The organism is Sulfitobacter sp. GN1-4 (assembly GCF_055693825.1).
In genome coordinates, this window is the sequence record NZ_JBVFUQ010000003.1 from 3158356 (window position 1) to 3175996 (window position 17641).

The 17641-nt window shown below is 58.0% G+C and carries 21 protein-coding genes and 1 pseudogene; 11 read left to right on the forward strand and 11 right to left on the reverse strand.

Annotated features, from left to right (window positions below):
• Positions 1-4 precede the first annotated feature (4 nt).
• The 10 genes and pseudogenes from ACZ1HM_RS16160 to mdh form a co-directional block, all read right to left on the reverse strand.
• Positions 5-1653: pseudogene (locus ACZ1HM_RS16160) on the reverse strand (FAD-binding dehydrogenase).
• A gap of 110 nt (positions 1654-1763) precedes the next feature.
• The gene (locus ACZ1HM_RS16165; RefSeq protein ID WP_472743687.1) at positions 1764-2543 is read right to left on the reverse strand and encodes a succinate dehydrogenase iron-sulfur subunit; all 780 of its coding nucleotides are present in this window, start codon (positions 2541-2543) and stop codon (positions 1764-1766) included.
• 41 nt (positions 2544-2584) lie between these two features.
• Complete coding sequence (locus ACZ1HM_RS16170; protein WP_472743688.1) at positions 2585-3358, reverse strand: FkbM family methyltransferase; 774 nt, start codon at positions 3356-3358, stop codon at positions 2585-2587.
• A 36-nt stretch (positions 3359-3394) separates the two neighbouring features.
• Complete coding sequence (locus tag ACZ1HM_RS16175) at positions 3395-3721, reverse strand: hypothetical protein (protein ID WP_472743689.1); 327 nt, start codon at positions 3719-3721, stop codon at positions 3395-3397.
• A gap of 16 nt (positions 3722-3737) precedes the next feature.
• Entirely contained in the window at positions 3738-4190 is a 453-nt protein-coding gene (locus tag ACZ1HM_RS16180) for a hypothetical protein (protein WP_472743690.1), read from the reverse strand.
• Positions 4190-5995, reverse strand: coding sequence for a succinate dehydrogenase flavoprotein subunit (sdhA, locus tag ACZ1HM_RS16185; protein WP_472743691.1), 1806 nt, complete (start codon positions 5993-5995; stop codon positions 4190-4192). The genes ACZ1HM_RS16180 and sdhA overlap by 1 nt, the downstream gene beginning before the upstream one ends.
• 29 nt (positions 5996-6024) lie before the next feature.
• Positions 6025-6399: a succinate dehydrogenase, hydrophobic membrane anchor protein gene (locus ACZ1HM_RS16190; RefSeq protein ID WP_472743692.1), complete on the reverse strand. Its 375-nt coding sequence runs from the start codon at positions 6397-6399 to the stop codon at positions 6025-6027.
• Positions 6400-6409: 10 nt separating this feature from the next.
• A complete protein-coding gene (gene sdhC / locus ACZ1HM_RS16195; protein WP_472743693.1) occupies positions 6410-6793 on the reverse strand; it encodes a succinate dehydrogenase, cytochrome b556 subunit in 384 nt (127 codons plus the stop codon).
• A 190-nt stretch (positions 6794-6983) separates the two neighbouring features.
• On the reverse strand, positions 6984-7622 hold the full coding sequence (locus ACZ1HM_RS16200) for a DUF1194 domain-containing protein (protein WP_472743694.1): 639 nt from the start codon (positions 7620-7622) through the stop codon (positions 6984-6986).
• Between the two features lie 156 nt (positions 7623-7778).
• A complete protein-coding gene (gene mdh / locus ACZ1HM_RS16205; RefSeq protein WP_472743695.1) occupies positions 7779-8741 on the reverse strand; it encodes a malate dehydrogenase in 963 nt (320 codons plus the stop codon).
• Positions 8742-8948: 207 nt separating this feature from the next.
• Here mdh and ACZ1HM_RS16210 point away from each other — a divergent pair, with 207 nt between their 5' ends.
• Positions 8949-9659 carry a sulfite exporter TauE/SafE family protein gene (locus ACZ1HM_RS16210; protein WP_472743696.1) on the forward strand — a complete coding sequence of 237 codons (711 nt, stop codon included), beginning with the start codon at positions 8949-8951 and terminating at the stop codon, positions 9657-9659.
• Positions 9660-9749: 90 nt separating this feature from the next.
• On the opposite strand, the gene ACZ1HM_RS16215 is transcribed toward ACZ1HM_RS16210, so the two are convergent.
• On the reverse strand, positions 9750-10079 hold the full coding sequence (locus ACZ1HM_RS16215) for a hypothetical protein (RefSeq protein WP_472743697.1): 330 nt from the start codon (positions 10077-10079) through the stop codon (positions 9750-9752).
• 317 nt (positions 10080-10396) lie between these two features.
• On the opposite strand from ACZ1HM_RS16215, the gene ACZ1HM_RS16220 reads away from it, so the two are divergent.
• From ACZ1HM_RS16220 to ACZ1HM_RS16265, 10 genes are all read left to right on the forward strand, one after another.
• Positions 10397-11257 (forward strand): HpcH/HpaI aldolase/citrate lyase family protein, encoded by an 861-nt coding sequence (locus tag ACZ1HM_RS16220; protein WP_472743698.1) that lies wholly within the window; start codon positions 10397-10399, stop codon positions 11255-11257.
• 1 nt (position 11258) lies between these two features.
• On the forward strand, positions 11259-11816 hold the full coding sequence (locus ACZ1HM_RS16225; RefSeq protein ID WP_472743699.1) for an NnrU family protein: 558 nt from the start codon (positions 11259-11261) through the stop codon (positions 11814-11816).
• An 11-nt stretch (positions 11817-11827) separates the two neighbouring features.
• Positions 11828-12031 (forward strand): DUF1737 domain-containing protein, encoded by a 204-nt coding sequence (locus tag ACZ1HM_RS16230; RefSeq protein ID WP_472743700.1) that lies wholly within the window; start codon positions 11828-11830, stop codon positions 12029-12031.
• Positions 12031-13062: a MaoC family dehydratase gene (locus ACZ1HM_RS16235; RefSeq protein ID WP_472743701.1), complete on the forward strand. Its 1032-nt coding sequence runs from the start codon at positions 12031-12033 to the stop codon at positions 13060-13062. The genes ACZ1HM_RS16230 and ACZ1HM_RS16235 overlap by 1 nt, the downstream gene beginning before the upstream one ends.
• Positions 13063-13176: 114 nt before the next feature.
• Positions 13177-13617: a universal stress protein gene (locus ACZ1HM_RS16240; protein ID WP_472743702.1), complete on the forward strand. Its 441-nt coding sequence runs from the start codon at positions 13177-13179 to the stop codon at positions 13615-13617.
• 241 nt (positions 13618-13858) lie between these two features.
• A complete protein-coding gene (gene sucC / locus ACZ1HM_RS16245) occupies positions 13859-15052 on the forward strand; it encodes an ADP-forming succinate--CoA ligase subunit beta (protein WP_472743703.1) in 1194 nt (397 codons plus the stop codon).
• 100 nt (positions 15053-15152) lie between these two features.
• A complete protein-coding gene (locus tag ACZ1HM_RS16250; protein ID WP_472743704.1) occupies positions 15153-15683 on the forward strand; it encodes a hypothetical protein in 531 nt (176 codons plus the stop codon).
• Positions 15684-15739: 56 nt separating this feature from the next.
• On the forward strand, positions 15740-16213 hold the full coding sequence (locus ACZ1HM_RS16255) for a succinyl-CoA synthetase subunit beta (RefSeq protein ID WP_472743705.1): 474 nt from the start codon (positions 15740-15742) through the stop codon (positions 16211-16213).
• Positions 16214-16222: 9 nt separating this feature from the next.
• Entirely contained in the window at positions 16223-17110 is an 888-nt protein-coding gene (gene sucD, locus ACZ1HM_RS16260) for a succinate--CoA ligase subunit alpha (RefSeq protein WP_472743706.1), read from the forward strand.
• A gap of 48 nt (positions 17111-17158) precedes the next feature.
• On the forward strand, positions 17159-17638 hold the full coding sequence (locus ACZ1HM_RS16265; protein WP_472743707.1) for a DUF805 domain-containing protein: 480 nt from the start codon (positions 17159-17161) through the stop codon (positions 17636-17638).
• Positions 17639-17641 lie beyond the last annotated feature (3 nt).

Consider the following 17641-nt stretch of genomic DNA (forward strand, 5'->3'; position numbering starts at 1 on the left):
GATCCTACGCGTTTTGACCGGCCAGCCGGCCAGAGAACAAACACCCGCCAAGGAATGTGCCTTCCAAGGCGTTGTACCCGTGATAGCCACCGCCGCCAAAGCCGCACACCTCGCCAGCAGCAAAAAGCCCGGGCAGCACGTCGCCGCCTGGGGTCAGCACCCGGCCCTGAATATCCGTGTGCAACCCACCCAGCGATTTGCGGGTCAGCACATTCAGCCGCACCGCAATCAAAGGCCCATTCGACTTGTTCAGGAACTCATGCGGCTTGGCCGTGCGGATCAAACGATCCCCGCGATAGCTGCGTGCCCCGCGTATTGCGGTAACTTGCGCATCTTTTGAAAACGGGTTTTTGATCTGCAAGTCACGGGCGCGGATTTGGCTGCGGATATGCTCCAGATCTAATGGCTGATCTGGGGTGATCTTGTTCATGCCAGCAACTAGGCTTTCCAGATCATCGGCAACGACAAAATCCTCACCGTTCTCCTTAAAGGCCTCAACAGCGCGGGTCGCACCTTTGCTGCCAAGCCGCTCTTTGATGACGTCGATCCATTTGCCTTCGGTCAGGTCAGGGTTCTGTTCTGATCCCGACAGGGCAAATTCCTTTTCGATGATCTTCTGGGTCAGGATGAACCAAGAATGCCCGCCCGCTGACAGGATACGCTTAAGCGATTTCAGCGTGTCAAAGCCCGGCAGGTTCGGGGCCTCCATCCTGTCGCCCTTGGCGTCAAACCACATGGAGGATGGTCCCGGCAGAATACGAATGCCGTGGTTGGGCCAGATCGGGTTCCAGTTTTGCACGCCTTCGCAATAATGCCACATGCGATCTTCGTTGATCAGCCCCGCGCCCGCCTTGGCGGCAATCCCGTGCATTTTGCCGTCCACGTAATCCGGCACACCGGCGACCATCTTGTCTGGCACAGCGCCAAGCCTGCCCGTCGGCCAATGCTTGCGCACCATCTCATGGTTGCCGCCAATGCCACCCGTGGTCAGCACAACGGCTTCGCCTCCCACCTCAAAAGATCCCGTCACGACCCGAGAGGTGCTTTCCCCCGCAGCGCGGTACTGGCTTCCAGAATATCGCCTCTGGCCCCCGTGACAGCACCGTTTGTGGTAACCAGCTCCGTTACTCGGTGGCGAAAGGCCAGCTTCATTTTGCCTTCGGCGGCGTGTTTGACCATCAGATCGGCAAAGGGTTTCACAACGCCGGTGCCTGTGCCCCAGGTGATGTGAAACCGCGGGACTGAATTGCCATGCCCGTGGGCCTGTTCGCCACCGCGTTCCGCCCAGCCCACAACAGGGAACCAGCGCATGCCAAGGCTGAAACACCAACGGCGCATGCCACCTGCGGCCCAGTCAATGAACTGTTCAGCATAAAGCCGGGGGTTGGCATCCTCAGGCCGGTCAAACTGGGCCGAGCCCATCCAATCGTTCAACGCCAGTTCTCGACTGTCCTTGATCCCCATGCGCTGCTGCTCAGGTGAGTTCACCATGAACAAGCCGCCAAGCGACCAAAACGCCTGCCCTCCTAAGGACTGCGGTGCCTCTTGATCCAACAAAAGCACCTTGCGTCCCCGCAGCACCGCTTCGTGGGCCGCCACCATCCCGGCAAGCCCCGCCCCCACAACAATTACGTCTGCTTTGAAATCTGTCATTACTGTCCCCTTGGCTTGGGCCAGACTATCGCCAAGCCTCTGGGGTTGTCGAGAAAAACGCCGTGTCACCAAAGGTGCACGGCGTTCAGAAAATCAGGAAAGGAAGGGTCTTAGACCGTCCGTTCCACCATCAGTTTTTTGATCTTCGCAATCGCTGCCGCTGGGTTCAGACCCTTGGGGCAAGTCTTGGCGCAGTTCATGATGGTGTGACACCGATAAAGCTTGAAGGGGTCTTCGAGGTTATCCAACCGCTCCCCTGTGGCTTCATCACGTGAATCGATGATCCAACGGTAAGCATGCAAAAGCGCTGCTGGCCCAAGATACCGATCACCGTTCCACCAATAGCTGGGGCAGGACGTGGAACAGCATGCGCACATGATGCACTCATAAAGCCCGTCCAACTTTTCACGATCCTCAATGGACTGCTTCCACTCTTTCGCAGGCTCAGGTGTTTCCGTCTCCAACCAGGGTTGGATGCTGGCGTGTTGGGCGTAGAAATGCGTAAGGTCCGGGATCAGATCTTTGACCACTGGCATATGCGGCAGTGGGTAGATTTTCACAGCGCCGTTCACCTCGGCCACGCCGTAGGTGCACGCCAGGGTGTTGATCCCGTCAATGTTCATTGCGCAAGACCCACAAATGCCTTCGCGGCAGGAGCGCCGGAACGTAAGCGTAGGGTCAATCTCATTCTTGATCTTGATGAGCGCGTCCAAAATCATTGGCCCGCAGGTATCCATATCGACGAAATACGTGTCGATCGCCGGATTTGCGTCATCATCCGGCGACCAGCGGTAGATCTGGAATTCTTTCACATTGGTCGCACCCTCCGGGCGCGGCCAGGTCTTGCCCTTGGTCATCCGGGAGTTCTTTGGCAGTGTCAGCTGAACCATGTGGCGTCTCCTATCTCTGGGCAGAGGCTTGCCCGGTTATCTTATCCAAATGCCGCGTCCTTGCGGACGAACAGCGTGTTTTGTTCTGCTTCAAGTGTCACCTCAAAGCCCAATTCCTTGATCTGCCCCACCAGATCACTTTCCCATGCATCTGAATGGTCCGTTTCCACCAGCATCGCATCGGGCAACCATGCGTTCTGCGCCAACAGCGGGCCCAGCACGGCGGGCTCGGCCCCTTCAACGTCAATTTTCAGGATGGCAACGTCGTGCCCCTCCGCTTCACCGATGAAATCCAACAGGGGCCGCACGGGCACCAGTGTGCCACCGTCGCGAATACCCGGTTTGATCGGCAACAAGGAGGCCTGGCCGTAGTTACGCTTGCGGAAATTCAGCAGGGCCTCTCCCGCTTTGTCCCCAAGGGCACATCCTTCGATCCGAACCACTTCGCCCAGGTTGTTCAAGCGAATGTTATGCCCCAGACGGCCAATCATTTCAGGCGCGGGTTCAAAGGCAATCACCCGGCTTCCTTTCCCCGCTGCCAGTGCAAGGGGGACAGCAAAGACGCCGGTGTTGGCCCCGATATCAAGAATGAACGCGTTGCGGTCTTGAACAAGCTCGGTCAGCGCCGTCAGCGATTTAATTTCAGGCGGCAGGCCATCACGCCAGATCATGCGGTCTGTGTAATTGTCGCGGGGATCGACGTACATTTTGACCCCGGCAAATTCGACCACCTCAGGGGGTAGGATCGGCACCAGCTGCTGGCGCGCCGCTTGGTCGGCGGTTTTGAAAACGGCCCGCAACGCGTCCGTAGTCATGCTAATATCGCCCTGTGAGGTCACCTGATACATCGCCTAGATCAACCCCGTTGCCACAGCTTTGCTTTGCAGGCAGCTGATGGTTTCAGGCCGGGCCAGCACAGTGCGCACAGTAGCAACCGTTTCGTCATCCACGCCAACAACGGCGGCTTTCGCAAAGGTGCCAATTTCACCTGCGTCCGCGTTGTCGATGATGCAATCGGTGAAAGGCGTGATCAGCTCTTTCGGGACCTGCGGGAACCGTGTGGCCAGCGTTTCAGTTACAACGCCCTTGGCCCCCTGACGCGCAGTATTGTCCACGGCCTGTTCGACCGTGGCGCATGACGCAAGCAGCAGCAATGAAAGCGTTGCCAAGAGGCGCATAAAGCCTGCCCGTCCGTTACCGAACGACCTTTCCGTTCATGCAGAACAATGTGCCGCGAAACATGCCAACGTAGTTTGGCGGGCATGTCGGCACCGATAGGTTCATCGTCCCGCGGGGCACACCCACACCCGTGATCGTGCCACCATGTGCGTGATCGGCAACCGCGTTCGTGGCCACCATCCCTTCAGGTGCAGGCAGGCCAAGTGAGCGCGCCGCGCAGGCATTGATCTGCGCTGCAGCGCCAGCGGTTACCTGATCAAAGGGCTGGATCTGAATGGTTGTGCCCTGCCCCTGAACCCAGGAGGTCCGCAGCTGTGCGTTCCCGCCAATGCCTGCCGCGTTTTTGCAGGCAAAGATTGCTTGCCGCTGCGCCTCAGCCGAAGGTTTGGTTTGCGCAGCTAGGGGGGCGGCAAAGGCCAACAGAGCCACAGCAGCCGAGATACCAAGTGCTTTACTTACCACCCGCATCAGTAAACCCGCGCTTTCGGGGCGATCTTTTTCAGATCGATCCCGCCCTCATTGTGGCTCGTCAGCGGTTTCAGATGCACGCCCCGTAAACCCAAAGATGCCTCATTGCCTTTGAACCAGATCAGGCTGTGCTTGCGCCAGTTTTCATCATCGCGGTCTGGGTAATCTTCATGCGCATGGGCACCACGGCTTTCCTTGCGGGCCGCCGCTGCGGTGATGGTGGCCACAGCGTTGGGCATCAGGTTGGTCAGCTCCAATGTCTCCATCAGGTCAGAGTTCCAAACCAGCGACTTGTCCGTCACATGCAGGTCGGACATCTTTTCTGACACGCCTTCCATCTTCTGACGGCCCTCTTCCAAGGTTTTGTCCGTGCGGAAAACTGCGGCATCTGCCTGCATGGTTTTCTGCATTTCCAACCGCAAATCAGCTGTTGGCACGTGGCCCTTGGCATAGCGCAGCCCGTCAAACCGGCTGAACGCCGCCTCAACCGACCGTTGGTTCGGCGTTGGAACCGGGGCATCGGCATCGACAACCTCTTTTGCGCGGATCGCTGCCGCGCGGCCAAAGACCACAAGGTCAATGAGAGAGTTCGAGCCAAGCCGATTGGCCCCGTGCACTGATGCACAGCCCGCTTCACCCACAGCCATCAGACCAGGCGACACGTTGTCAGGGTTGTCTTTCGTCGGTGCCAGCACCTCACCCCAATAGTTCGTGGGGATACCGCCCATGTTGTAGTGCACGGTAGGCAACACTGGGATCGGCTCTTTGGTCAGGTCCACGCCAGCAAAGATGCGTGCGGATTCGGAGATACCTGGCAGACGCAGGTCCAGCGTTTCTGGCGGCAGGTGGTTGAGGTGCAGGTGGATGTGATCCCCGTTTTCGCCCACACCGCGGCCTTCGCGGATCTCCATGGTCATGCAGCGCGATACCACGTCGCGCGACGCGAGATCCTTGTAGGTTGGCGCATAGCGCTCCATGAAACGCTCGCCCTCGGAGTTGGTAAGATACCCGCCTTCCCCGCGCGCGCCTTCGGTGATCAAACAGCCCGCGCCATAGATGCCGGTGGGGTGGAATTGCACAAACTCCATATCCTGCAGTGGCAGGCCCGCCCGGGCCGTCATCCCGCCGCCATCGCCCGTGCAGGTATGCGCAGACGTGGCCGAGAAATAGGCCCGGCCATAGCCGCCCGTCGCCAGCACAACCATTTTAGCAGAGAAAAGATGCATGGTGCCGTCGTCCAGCTTCCAGCACAGCACGCCTTGGCAGACGCCATCCTCAGACATGATCAGGTCAATCGCGAAGTATTCAATATAGAACTCAGCGTTGTTCTTCAGCGATTGGCCGTAAAGCGTGTGCAAAATCGCGTGGCCGGTCCGGTCAGCCGCCGCGCAGGTCCGCTGCACCGGGGGGCCTTCGCCAAATTCGGTGGTGTGCCCGCCAAAGGGCCGCTGATAAATCTTGCCCTCTTCCGTCCGGCTAAAGGGCACGCCATAGTGCTCAAGCTCGTAAACCGCTTTCGGAGCCTCCCGTGCGAGGTATTCCATCGCATCGGTATCCCCCAACCAGTCAGACCCTTTCACAGTGTCATACATGTGCCACTGCCAGTTGTCGGGGCCCATGTTGCTCAGCGATGCCGCAATGCCCCCTTGGGCTGCGACCGTATGCGAACGGGTCGGGAAAACCTTGGAGATACAAGCCGTGCGAAAGCCCTGCTCCGCCATGCCGAGCGTCGCCCGAAGGCCCGCGCCGCCCGCGCCTACAACAACAACGTCGTATTCGTGGGTTTCATAATCGTATGCAGCCATCTGAGAACCTTTCCTAGTGGCAGATGCGGTTAAAGTGCGATTTTCGCGACAGCGAAAATCCCCGCGACAATAAGTGTATAGCTCACGGCGCTGACGCCAACGATTGTCAGCTTGCCCGCCAGCCCGTGTACGTAATCCTCAACCGCGACCAGCGTTTCATTCATCAAATGAAAGATCACGACAGCGATGGTCAGGATCGCAATAAGCGCAGGCAAGGGTTTGCTGTAGTAGGTCACAACGTCACCATGCGTGCCCCCCAGCCCAATCGCGAAGGTAATAATGAAGGCGGGCACCAGGATCACCAGCAGGATGGATGTCACCATCATCTGCCAATGGTGGTGGGTGCCCTGCCGGCCTGAACCCAGGCCATTTGCGCGTTTGCGGTCTGTCAGAAATCTCTGCATGGGATGCTCCTTAAAACGCGATGGCGACGAAGAGGGCGGCGACGGTTGAGACCCCGAACATTCCCAAAGCCAGCTTTTCAGACGTTTGAACATCCAGGCAGTGGCCAAAATCCCAGATCACGTGCCGCAGACGCCCCAGCATGTGATAGGTGATGCCCCAGACAGAGGCGAACATCACCAGATCGCCAAACCAGCTGCGCATAAACCCGTCGATCCCCGCGAACGCCTCTGGCGATGTTGCTGCGGCAAGGAACCACCAAACAATCAAAGCCGACGGCAGCAAACAGCCAATCCCCGTGATCCTCACCAGAATGGAGGACATGGAGGTCAATTGCGGTCTGTAGATTTGCAGGTGCGGAGAGAGGGGGCGCGCGCCCCGATTGACATCGGCCATCGGACGGGTCCTTCGCGTGTGGCTAGTATTTCAATAGTTGGCTGTCGCGATATTTACCAGAAAACTGGCCCATGTCACGCCTCCGAGCAAATATGCCGCAGGCTTTTTTGCAAAAACCAAGCGCATTTAGCTGATATTTAACCAGCAAGGTCATTTAGTGATCACACAGTTTGTCACTGTGATCACAAATTCATCTGCTGTGTTCAAAACGACTCAATTGACGGGTTGTTTCACGCTGCAGCTTTCGCCGGATTTGCTCTGGATAGTCTTCAAAGCCGTTTGCAGTGATCACAAACGCCCCCTCCCCGACGATTAGGTTTTCAAAGAAATATGCGGTCAGGTCCGTCTCATCCGTTTCAATCGCTAGCGCGTTCACCACAATGCCCTGTTGTTTCAAGGCCCCCAGCACATCACGCGGTTCAATCCCTTCGTTGGAAATGCCATCCCCAGAGACATCGATTACTTTGCGGCGGCATTGCGGGACCTGGGCAAACAACCCCGCTGACAGTTCAACCGCCTCACCAATCGCGGTGGAAAAGTTGCGCCATTTGCGCGGGTCATCCTCAATCCGCTGCGCCAATCCCTCAACATCGGCGATGCTGTTCACAGCCGTCCAGGCAATGGTTTGCGCCTGACGCGACGCGCCCGTCCATTGCACCAGCGAAACCTGCGCGGCTGCATCAACCAGCGCATCCTGCACAATCCCGTCGCGCAGCGCGGTGGCCAGCCCATCCATTTGCGTGCGATATTCTTGCCCGTCCACTGAACCGGAAACATCAACCGCAAGCACCAAGGCCAAATCACAGGCCAGAACGGGGCGGGACAGCATCAGGAGAATACTAAGAAAAAGACATCGCATGGTTCCAGCTTAGCGACGGCAGTGTGATCATGCATCTCACAATTGCCTCAGCCACTGAAATGGACCCGGCCATAAGAAAAGGCGCGCCACATCATGACGCGCCTTTGTCAGAAAGTCTCTAGCCGCTTAGGCGAGTGTTTCGTCGATACCTTTGCAGGCCTCAACCAAGCCTTTCACAGCATTGACGGAATTGTCGAACATGGCCTGTTCGTCCTTGTTCATCGAAATCTCGACGACACGCTCAACACCGCCTGCACCAATCACCGTTGGCACGCCGACATAAAAGCCTTTCAGCCCGTAAGCGCCGTCCACATAAGCCGCGCAAGGCAGCACACGCTTTTGGTCTTTCAGATAGCTTTCCGCCATCTCAATCGCAGAGGTCGCAGGCGCATAAAACGCAGAGCCGGTTTTTAGCAGACCAACGATCTCAGCGCCGCCGTCACGGGTACGCTGCACAATCGCGTCGAGCTTTTCCTGTGAGGTCCAGCCCATTTCCACCAGATCCGGGAGCGGGATACCACCAACTGTGGAATAGCGCACCAGCGGCACCATCGTATCGCCATGCCCGCCCAGCACGAAGGCTGTGACGTCTTTCATGGAAACGTTGAATTCGGTCGCCAGGAAATGGCGGAACCGTGCAGAATCAAGTACGCCAGCCATGCCGCAAACTTTTTCATGCGGCAGGCCTGAGAATTCACGCAGCGCCCAAACCATCGCATCCAGCGGGTTGGTGATGCAGATCACAAAGGCATCCGGGGCGTGGGCCGCGATGCCTTCGCCAACGGATTTCATGACTTTCAGGTTGATGCCCAACAGATCGTCGCGGCTCATCCCCGGTTTGCGGGCGACACCAGCGGTGACGATGCAAACGTCTGCGCCAGCAATGTCCGCATAATCCTGGGTGCCGGAAAGCGTGGCATCAAACTTGCCCGCTGGTCCAGATTCCGCGATGTCCAGCGCTTTGCCTTCTGGGATGCCTTCCGCGATATCGAACAAAACGACGTCGCCAAGTTCCTTAAGAGCTGCAAGATGCGCCAGCGTGCCGCCGATCTGTCCCGCACCGATCAACGCGATTTTGGGTCTGGCCATAGGTATATCTCCGATAGATGATGTTTGCGCCGGGATAGCGAAATGCACCTCTGCTCGCAAGGCAGGATGCTGCGCTGCAACATTAACCTTTCGTCTAGGCAGTGACATCAAAGCCCTTAAACTGGTGTCACCGCTTGCACTTAGCCCTTAAAGGCCCCTCAAATTGCTGACCCTTGATCTTTTCTTTTCCTGGTTGCTGGGCCAGCAGTGATCTTTGCCGGCATTTCAAAAGCGGGCTTTGGGTCGGGGGCAGCCTTTGCATCCGCGACGATTCTTGCGCTGGTGGTGGAGCCTGGTCTGGCGTTGGGCGTGATGTTGCCCTTGCTGATGCTGATCGACGTCAGCTCTCTCAAACCCTATTGGCGCAAATGGAGCACGCCGGATGTCACTTTGTTGGTGTTAGGCGGGCTACCGGGTGTTGTGGCGGGGGCAATGCTGTACCAAGTCGCCTCGCCCGATGTGTTCCGGCTGCTGATCGGCGGGATCGCGGTGGGGTTTGTAATCTGGCAACTGGCTTTGAAATCCGGGCTTTTGCAGTTGGGCCAAAAGAAAATGCCGGATTGGGCCGGGCTTGGGTTTGGGGTGATCACCGGTTTTACCACCTTTGTCAGCCATGCAGGCGGCCCCCCGGCTGCGGTATTCCTGCTTAGTAAGGGCCTGAACAAGACCGAGTATCAGGCCAGCACGGTCTTGCTGTTTTGGGTGCTGAACATCGCCAAGTTCTTTCCCTACGCTGCTTTGGGCATGTTTACGGCGCAGACTTTCATTGCCAACATCGCCTTGGCACCCTTTGCCCTCTTGGGGACCTGGCTGGGTGTAAAAGCGCACCGCCTGGTCCCAGAACAGCTGTTCTTTGCGCTCACATATGTCCTGCTGCTGGTGACCGGTGGCAAGCTAATCTGGGATGGGCTGACCTAGCACCGCCCTGAAGATACTCGGCAAATTGGGCCCTGCCTGACATCAGAAGTGTCTGGCAGGGCTGCGCGTTTTATGGAGTGCATTGCCACGCTAGGCATCACTCCCCTTGGCGGGCTTAGCCTCCTTCACGCTCTCATAAGATTGCCCAGAGGCCACCAGACAGGTCAGCCCGCCAGGCATGGTGACCGTGATGGTCCAGCTGCCCGTTTCGGCGGAGGCAAAGGTTTCGACCACAGCGTTGTTGGCCCCAAGCCCCACCGATTGACGTGTTTCGCCATAGCCTTCGGCCAAACGTTCAACCACAGCATCTCGGGGCGCGCAATTTCGGCTTTGCGCGGCGATGTCAGAGGTAGACAGCAGATAAAGGGCGGCAGCCGCAGTCAGCACGCCAAGGTTAAACAGTTTCATGCGTTTGTTCATGTCTCTTGCCTTCGTTCTGAAGGCTGCGTCCTGACGTCCTCGGACCAGCTCCGGGTTTTCCCGGCGGGACCTGCGCAGCCGTGATATTCCATTGACTGGCACTGCCTAAACAACCCGCTCAAACCAAATGGCCAAGGCGGCTCTCCCCATAGGCATGCGATAGGCAAAGATTGTGCATGAGGGTTGAAGGAGTGATTAACGTTGCGTCCGATACCCGCAGGTTTTTTGCAACGTGCTGCACTGCGGCGCAATTGAGCTTGAACTTTTTCGAAATTAATGGCCCTTTGCGCGCAACTATCTAACGCCGAAAGCCAGCCATGCCAAAACTGTCCCGCCCGCTCCGGTCTGTCCTCTATATCCCCGGCTCCAAGCCCCGCGCGCTTGATAAGGCCAGAACGCTGGCGTGTGACGCGGTCATCTTTGACCTGGAAGACGCCGTAACGCCTGACGAAAAAGAGACCGCGCGTGGCACCTTGGCTGAGGCTTTGGCCGAAGGCGGGTACGGCGGACGCTACCGCGTCATCCGCATCAACGGGCTGGACACCGAATGGGGCCGCCAAGATGCCATCGCCGCCGCAGATACGGCAGCAGACGCGATTTTGCTGCCCAAGGTAAACAGCCCAGCCGACTTGGACGCCGTAGCGGCGCTTACAAATGGCAAACCCTTGTGGGCGATGATGGAGACCCCAGCGGGCATGTTGAACGCCGCCGCCATCGCAGCACATCCGCGGCTGGAGGGTATGGTGATGGGCACAAATGACCTGGCCAAAGACCTGCAAACCCGCTTTCGTCCCGATCGCCTGCCTTTGATGGCGGGGCTTGGGCATTGCGTCTTGGCGGCAAAGGCCAACGGCTGTGTCATCATTGACGGGGTGTATAACGCCTTCAAAGACGACGAAGGCCTCAAGCTGGAGTGTGATCAGGGCCGCGACATGGGCTTTGACGGCAAAACACTGATCCATCCCGCGCAGCTGGATGTCGCGAACACGGCCTTCTCCCCCTCGGACGCTGAGATCGACCTGGCCCGCCGCCAAATCGCCGCCCTGGAAGAAGTTGAGGCCGCAGGTCAGGGCGTTGCGGTTGTCGATGGCAAGATCGTCGAAAACCTGCATGTAGAAACGGCACGCGAAACACTGGCCAAACTGGATGCCATTGCCGCGATGAACGGAGGGAACTGATATGACACTGCTGATCCTTGGCCTGCTGATCTGGTGCCTTGCCCATTGGTTCAAACGCTTTGCGCCAGACGCGCGCGGCAAACTGGGCGATCCCGGCAAAGGTCTTGTTGCGGTATTGCTGATTGGCAGCGTCGTGTTGATGGTTCTTGGCTACCGTGCAGCCGCGTTCATTCCTGTCTGGACACCGCCCAGCTTTATGATCCACGTCAATAACCTGCTGATGATCCTCGCGTTTTGGGTTTACGGGTCATCCGCGGCCAAGGGGGCCAAAGCCTGGCCAGCGTATAAGACCCGCCATCCACAACTGTTGGGCTTCAAAATATGGGCCCTTGCACATTTGCTGGTCAACGGTGATGTGGCCTCTATCCTGCTCTTTGGTGGGCTTTTGGGCTGGGCCGTTGTGACCGTCATCCTGATCAACCGTGCCGAACCTCAATGGGTGGCCCCTGCCCCGGCGGGCGCACCTACCTACATCCGTCTTGCCGTGATCACCGTCGTTTTGGTGGCCATCGTCACCGGCATTCACACGTGGCTCGGCGTCTGGCCCTTCCCGTCCTAGGAACTGCGACCATGAAACTTTATCGCTTCTTATCCGAAGAAGACACCTCAGCATTCTGCCACAAGGTCACTGACGCTTTGAACAAGGGATGGGAGCTTTACGGCGCGCCGACGCAAACCTGGGATCATGCCGCCGGCATCATGCGCTGTGGTCAGGCCGTCACAAAAGAGGTCCCAGGCACCTACACGCCTGACACAAAACTGGGAGAGCACTGATGGCCAAAACGAACCCTGGACGCTTTTTCGAAGATTACGCTGTTGGTGAAACCATCCATCACGCCGTGCCACGGACCGTTAACTTGGGTGAACGCGCGCTTTACCACATGCTCTATCCCGCACGGCATGCGCTCTACTCCTCAGATCAGTTTGCCCAGGCCTGTGGTCTGCCAAGCAGCCCGCTTGATGACATGGTCGCGTTTCATATCGTCTTTGGCAAAACCGTGCCGGACGTCTCACTGAATGCGGTCGCAAACCTTGGCTACGCGCAAGGGCGTTGGTTGGCTCCGGTTTGGCCCGGTGACACGCTGCGCAGCCAATCCGAAGTGATCGGCCTTAAGCAGAACTCTAATGGCAAAACGGGTGTGGTCTATGTCCGGACAACCGGTCTGAACCAGCGGGACGAAGCGGTGCTGGAATACGTCCGTTGGGTGATGGTGCGCAAACGCGATCTGGATGCCCCGGCCCCTGATACGGTGGTGCCCGACCTGCCCAAGGCGGTTGAAGCATCTGAACTTGTCATTCCGCAAGGTCTGGATTTCACCAATTACGATTTCACGCTGGCCGGTGAAACCCACCGCTGGGGAGACTATTCGGTCGGCGAGACCATCGACCACGTTGATGGCGTCACTATAGAAGAAGCCGAACATATGATGGCCACCCGGCTTTGGCAGAACACCGCCAAAGTGCATTTTGATACCTCTGCCCGGCCAGATGGCACGCGGTTGATCTATGGCGGTCACGTCATCTCAATGGCGCGGACGCTGTCGTTCAACGGGTTGGCCAATGCGCAGATGGTCGTGGGGCTGAACGGTGGTGCACATGCGAACCCCTGTCTGTCTGGCGACACGGTGCGCGCCTGGTCTGAAGTTCTGGACAAAGCAGAAACCAACGCCCCCGGCGTCGGTGCCATTCGTCTCCGACTTGTTGCAACAAAGGGAACAACGCCTTTTGCCTTGCGCGGCGAGGATGGCAAATACCTGCCCGAAGTTCTGCTGGACTTGGATTATTGGGCGCTGATGCCCCTCTGACGCACGTCCCCCCGTATCCTACCACGCACTGCAAAGCACGGCCTTGACGCCGGTCAAGGCCCCCACTGCCTGCAACCTTTAGTGTTGGGTCATCCCAATATTGGAGGTGGAGATATGTTTAAGACAATCCTTTTGGCCTATGACGGTTCCGATCACGCGCAAAACGCCTTGAAGGCCGTTGCAACGATGGTTGAGAAAGGTGCATCGCACCTGCACCTGGTACACATCCCGCAAATGGATACGCCCCCCATTGTCATTGGATCTTTCGTCAGCCAGATCGGCACTCCGCCAACACAGGATGAGATCGCACAAGCTGGGCAATTCGTGACCGAGCAGGCGACATCTGAGGCCAAAGCGCTTGGGGTAGAGATCACTGAGGTGCACCTTGGCAAAGGCCTGCCTGCGAACGTGATCTTATCGACGGCAAACAAGATTGATGCAGACCTGATTGTGATGGGCCGGCGCGGGCTTGGTGCCATCGGGGCTTTTGCGTTGGGGTCCGTCAGCCAAGCCGTCGCACATGAGGCGCAATGCGCCTGTTTAACCGTGGTATGACCGAACAAATTGCCCAAACGCGAAGAAATCTGATCCGATTTGAATGGTTTTGAGGCTTGACCAACAGGCCAACACGCTCAAATCAGTTAAAAAACATAAATTTGTGATCACACGTTTTTCAAGTGTGATCACAAATGTCGCTTTTGACTAGCTTTATGATTCTTCATGGGGAACTGTTGGCATCAAGATAAGACTCACCGGCCAGCCACCGGTGACTTGAACCATAGCGGGACCGTTTTCCATGAACATCCACGAATACCAGGCGAAAGCCCTTTTGCGCAGTTTTGGCGCCCCTGTCTCTGATGGCCGCGTTGTGCTTAAGGCAGAAGATGCCAAGGCCGCCGCAGGCGAGCTTGATGGCCCATTGTGGGTGGTCAAAGCGCAGATCCACGCAGGTGGGCGCGGCAAGGGCAAGTTCAAGGAAGCCGATGCAGGCGACGCTGGTGGTGTGCGCCTTGCCAAATCTGTTGAAGAAGCGTCTGAGGAAGCCAAGAAAATGCTGGGCCGCACCCTGGTGACCCACCAGACTGGCCCTGTCGGCAAGCAAGTGAACCGCATCTACATCGAAGACGGCTCCGGCATCGAAACAGAGCTTTACCTAGCCTTGTTGGTTGATCGCCAAACATCCCGCGTGTCTTTCGTCTGCTCCACCGAAGGCGGCATGGACATCGAAGAGGTCGCGGCGAGCACACCGGAAAAAATCCTGAGCTTCTCTGTTGATCCAGCGACCGGCTATCAGGCCTTCCACGGTCGGCGCATCGCCTTTGCGCTTGGCCTTGAAGGCAAACAGGTCAAGCAATGCGTGGGCCTGATGGGGCTGCTCTACAAAGCCTTCATGGAAAAAGACATGGAGATGCTGGAGATCAATCCGCTGATCGTCACCGATGGCGGCGATTTGAAAGTGCTCGACGCCAAAGTCGCGTTTGACGGCAATGCGATCTACCGCCATGCTGACATCGCTGAGCTGCGCGATACCACAGAAGAAGACCCCAAAGAGCTTGAGGCATCCAAATATGACCTCAACTACATCGCTTTGGATGGTGAAATCGGCTGCATGGTGAACGGTGCGGGCCTGGCGATGGCCACCATGGACATCATCAAGCTTTACGGCGCGGAACCTGCCAACTTCCTCGACGTGGGCGGCGGTGCGACCAAGGAAAAGGTGACCGAGGCGTTCAAGATCATCACCTCTGACGACAACGTCAAAGGCATCTTGGTGAACATCTTCGGCGGCATCATGCGCTGCGACGTGATCGCGGAAGGCGTGGTGGCTGCGGTGAAAGAAGTGGGCCTGAAAGTGCCATTGGTCGTCCGCCTGGAAGGCACCAACGTGCAGCAGGGCAAGGACATCATCAACAACTCCGGTCTGGACGTGATCGCCGCGGATGATCTGAAAGACGGCGCACAGAAAATCGTGAAGGCTGTGAAGGGCTAAACGCCATGAGCTGCGCTGAAGCGTTCATTCCTCGCCAGCCTTTGGCACCTGCGTCACGGTCTTTTGCGCCCCTAGGCAAAGGGCGGGTCGATCTGTTGGCATGGCCACATCGACCCTCGCAGCGCTGGCCCTTGGCGTGGCCGCCTGCACGACCGAAAATATTGGGGCCGATCAAGCTGAGCTTGCCAATATGCGGGAATGGAACAAGGTGCCACGCAGCAGCCCTGCGGCCTTTGTGCGGGCATTCAAGACGTTTTGCCTAGGTGGCAGTTCCGGTCGCGCAGCGATTGAACCCAAACTTCGCCGGGCGGGATATGTCCCCATCCCGAATTGGCGCGATGCAAAAAGACGCGCCTATGTTGTCGATGATGCGCGCCCACTGGTTGCCGTAGGCCCCGGCAATTGCTTGGTGCGAGCAAAAGCGCGCAGCGGTCAAACGGAGCGGTTTGAGCGGTTCGTGGCAAGCGAATTTCCTAACGCCAGATCTGTTGAGCCGCGTCAGCTGTCGCGGCATATCGAACGCGGATGGGCCGTTAATGACGGCGGTGCTGCGATTATCGCGACGGAACGCAAAGCGGACGGTGGCGTTTTCGTCTATTCCGCACTGGTCTTCCGGGGGACCTCGGAATGATGCGCCGTTTTCTAAAACACCTGGGGATGGTGATTTGCTTGGCATCAATGTGGAGCATGCCCGCACATGCTGGTGGCGAGAAGGCGACCGCGCGTGCGGCCATCGAACTATTTGCACAAAACTGCTTCTCCCCTTTCATGACCGCCGAAAAGGCGCGCCAGACCTTCGCGCTTAGCGGCGCGCGGTATGATTTTTATGACCTTGATCCTTTCTCAAGTGCTGCGCCATCGCCCGCCCAAAAGCGCGCGGTAACAGCCGGAACGGATCGCCGTTGCGAAATCGCCTTTGCTGGCGATTACGCGGCACGCGCGACCACAGCCGCACAGGCCGCACTCGACAGCGAAGGGATCACCACCCCCGCCGCCCTGCCTGCATCCTTTGCAGCACACAGCGGCACAACCCTTCTTGCAGCGCGCCAACTGAACCCGCGCCGCACCGCCATCGTCCATGTGGGGACCCGCCAAACCGCACAGGGCACCGAAACTTTCATGCTGGTGGAGCGGCTGACGCCCACCAACGACAATAACTGAGGGACAGACATGGCTGTACTTGTAGACGAAAACACCAAGGTGATCTGCCAGGGCCTGACCGGCTCCCAAGGCACCTTTCACACAGAACAAGCCATCGCCTATGGCACCAAGATGGTCGGCGGCGTGACACCCGGCAAAGGCGGCCAAACGCACCTTGACCTGCCTGTCTTCAACTCCGTGCACGAAGCCATGCACGTGACCGAAGCCAATGCCTCTGTGATCTATGTCCCGCCCCCCTTCGCGGCGGATTCGATCCTTGAAGCCATTGACGCTGAAATGCCTCTGATTGTTTGCATCACCGAAGGCATCCCCGTGCTTGACATGATGCGCGTCCAGCGCGCGCTGGAAAGCTCCACAAGCCGCCTCATCGGCCCCAACTGCCCTGGCGTGATCACACCAGACGCCTGCAAGATCGGGATCATGCCGGGCCACATCCACAAACGTGGCTCTTGCGGTGTTGTATCCCGATCCGGCACGCTGACTTATGAAGCGGTCAAGCAGACCTCTGATCTGGGCTATGGCCAGTCTTCTGCCGTGGGCATCGGCGGTGACCCGATCAAAGGGACCGAGCATATTGATGTCTTGGAGATGTTCCTGGCCGACGACGAAACGCAATCCATCATCATGATTGGTGAAATCGGCGGCTCCGCCGAGGAAGAAGCCGCACAATTCCTCGCAGATGAAAAGAAAAAGGGCCGCTGGAAGCCAACAGCGGGCTTCATTGCCGGACGCACCGCGCCTCCCGGACGTCGCATGGGCCATGCCGGTGCGATTGTTGCAGGCGGCAAAGGCGGTGCTGAGGACAAGATCGAAGCCATGCGCAGTGCCGGCATCGTCGTGGCAGACAGCCCAGCCACCTTGGGCGAGGCGGTGCAAGAAGCGATCGCAAAAGGATAACCAACTGGCCGGCCCTCGCGCCGGCCTATGACTAAGACAGAGGATAGCATGGACTTTCAAACAGCCGTTCGCACCTGCCTGACCCAGAAATACGCAAGTTTCCAAGGCCGTGCCGCGCGCTCCGAATATTGGTGGTTCGTTTTGGCCATCGTGATCGGGTCTGTTGTAACGCAGTTGATCTGGTGGCCCCTGGCCTTGGTGTTTTCTCTTGCCATCCTTTGCCCGTCGCTTGCCGTTGGCTGGCGACGGCTTCAGGATACAGGCCGCCCCGGATGGTACATCGCCATTCCCTTTGCGCTGAGTTTGATCAGCACGTTGCTGTCCCCCGACATGCCAAGCGAAGAAGCGATGGCCAGCGGACAATTGCCAAGCTTTGGTGCGATGGCCTTCGGCGGCATTCTCAGCCTGATCAGCCTGGCAGTGTTTCTTCTCTATATCTGGTGGCTCACCCGCCCCAGCGATCCCGGGCCAAACGCCTACGGCCCACCCCAGGCGCTTCTGCCTAATCCCAAACGCCTGCTCACATAGGTG

Bases quoted from the DNA above. Each gene is read 5' to 3' on its own strand.
- ACZ1HM_RS16255 (WP_472743705.1), top strand. From the start codon at position 15,740: ATGCCCGCACATGCTGGTGGCGAGAAGGCGACCGCGCGTGCGGCCATC.
- ACZ1HM_RS16225 (WP_472743699.1), top strand. From the start codon at position 11,259: ATGACACTGCTGATCCTTGGCCTGCTGATCTGGTGCCTTGCCCATTGG.
- ACZ1HM_RS16200 (WP_472743694.1), bottom strand. From the start codon at position 7,622: ATGCTGTCCCGCCCCGTTCTGGCCTGTGATTTGGCCTTGGTGCTTGCG.
- ACZ1HM_RS16265 (WP_472743707.1), top strand. From the start codon at position 17,159: ATGGACTTTCAAACAGCCGTTCGCACCTGCCTGACCCAGAAATACGCA.
- ACZ1HM_RS16250 (WP_472743704.1), top strand. From the start codon at position 15,153: ATGGCCACATCGACCCTCGCAGCGCTGGCCCTTGGCGTGGCCGCCTGC.
- sucC (WP_472743703.1), top strand. From the start codon at position 13,859: ATGAACATCCACGAATACCAGGCGAAAGCCCTTTTGCGCAGTTTTGGC.
- ACZ1HM_RS16170 (WP_472743688.1), bottom strand. From the start codon at position 3,358: ATGACTACGGACGCGTTGCGGGCCGTTTTCAAAACCGCCGACCAAGCG.
- sucD (WP_472743706.1), top strand. From the start codon at position 16,223: ATGGCTGTACTTGTAGACGAAAACACCAAGGTGATCTGCCAGGGCCTG.
- ACZ1HM_RS16240 (WP_472743702.1), top strand. From the start codon at position 13,177: ATGTTTAAGACAATCCTTTTGGCCTATGACGGTTCCGATCACGCGCAA.
- ACZ1HM_RS16175 (WP_472743689.1), bottom strand. From the start codon at position 3,721: ATGCGCCTCTTGGCAACGCTTTCATTGCTGCTGCTTGCGTCATGCGCC.
- ACZ1HM_RS16220 (WP_472743698.1), top strand. From the start codon at position 10,397: ATGCCAAAACTGTCCCGCCCGCTCCGGTCTGTCCTCTATATCCCCGGC.
- ACZ1HM_RS16230 (WP_472743700.1), top strand. From the start codon at position 11,828: ATGAAACTTTATCGCTTCTTATCCGAAGAAGACACCTCAGCATTCTGC.
- sdhC (WP_472743693.1), bottom strand. From the start codon at position 6,793: ATGGCCGATGTCAATCGGGGCGCGCGCCCCCTCTCTCCGCACCTGCAA.
- ACZ1HM_RS16190 (WP_472743692.1), bottom strand. From the start codon at position 6,399: ATGCAGAGATTTCTGACAGACCGCAAACGCGCAAATGGCCTGGGTTCA.
- ACZ1HM_RS16215 (WP_472743697.1), bottom strand. From the start codon at position 10,079: ATGAACAAACGCATGAAACTGTTTAACCTTGGCGTGCTGACTGCGGCT.
- ACZ1HM_RS16235 (WP_472743701.1), top strand. From the start codon at position 12,031: ATGGCCAAAACGAACCCTGGACGCTTTTTCGAAGATTACGCTGTTGGT.
- mdh (WP_472743695.1), bottom strand. From the start codon at position 8,741: ATGGCCAGACCCAAAATCGCGTTGATCGGTGCGGGACAGATCGGCGGC.
- sdhA (WP_472743691.1), bottom strand. From the start codon at position 5,995: ATGGCTGCATACGATTATGAAACCCACGAATACGACGTTGTTGTTGTA.
- ACZ1HM_RS16165 (WP_472743687.1), bottom strand. From the start codon at position 2,543: ATGGTTCAGCTGACACTGCCAAAGAACTCCCGGATGACCAAGGGCAAG.
- ACZ1HM_RS16180 (WP_472743690.1), bottom strand. From the start codon at position 4,190: ATGCGGGTGGTAAGTAAAGCACTTGGTATCTCGGCTGCTGTGGCTCTG.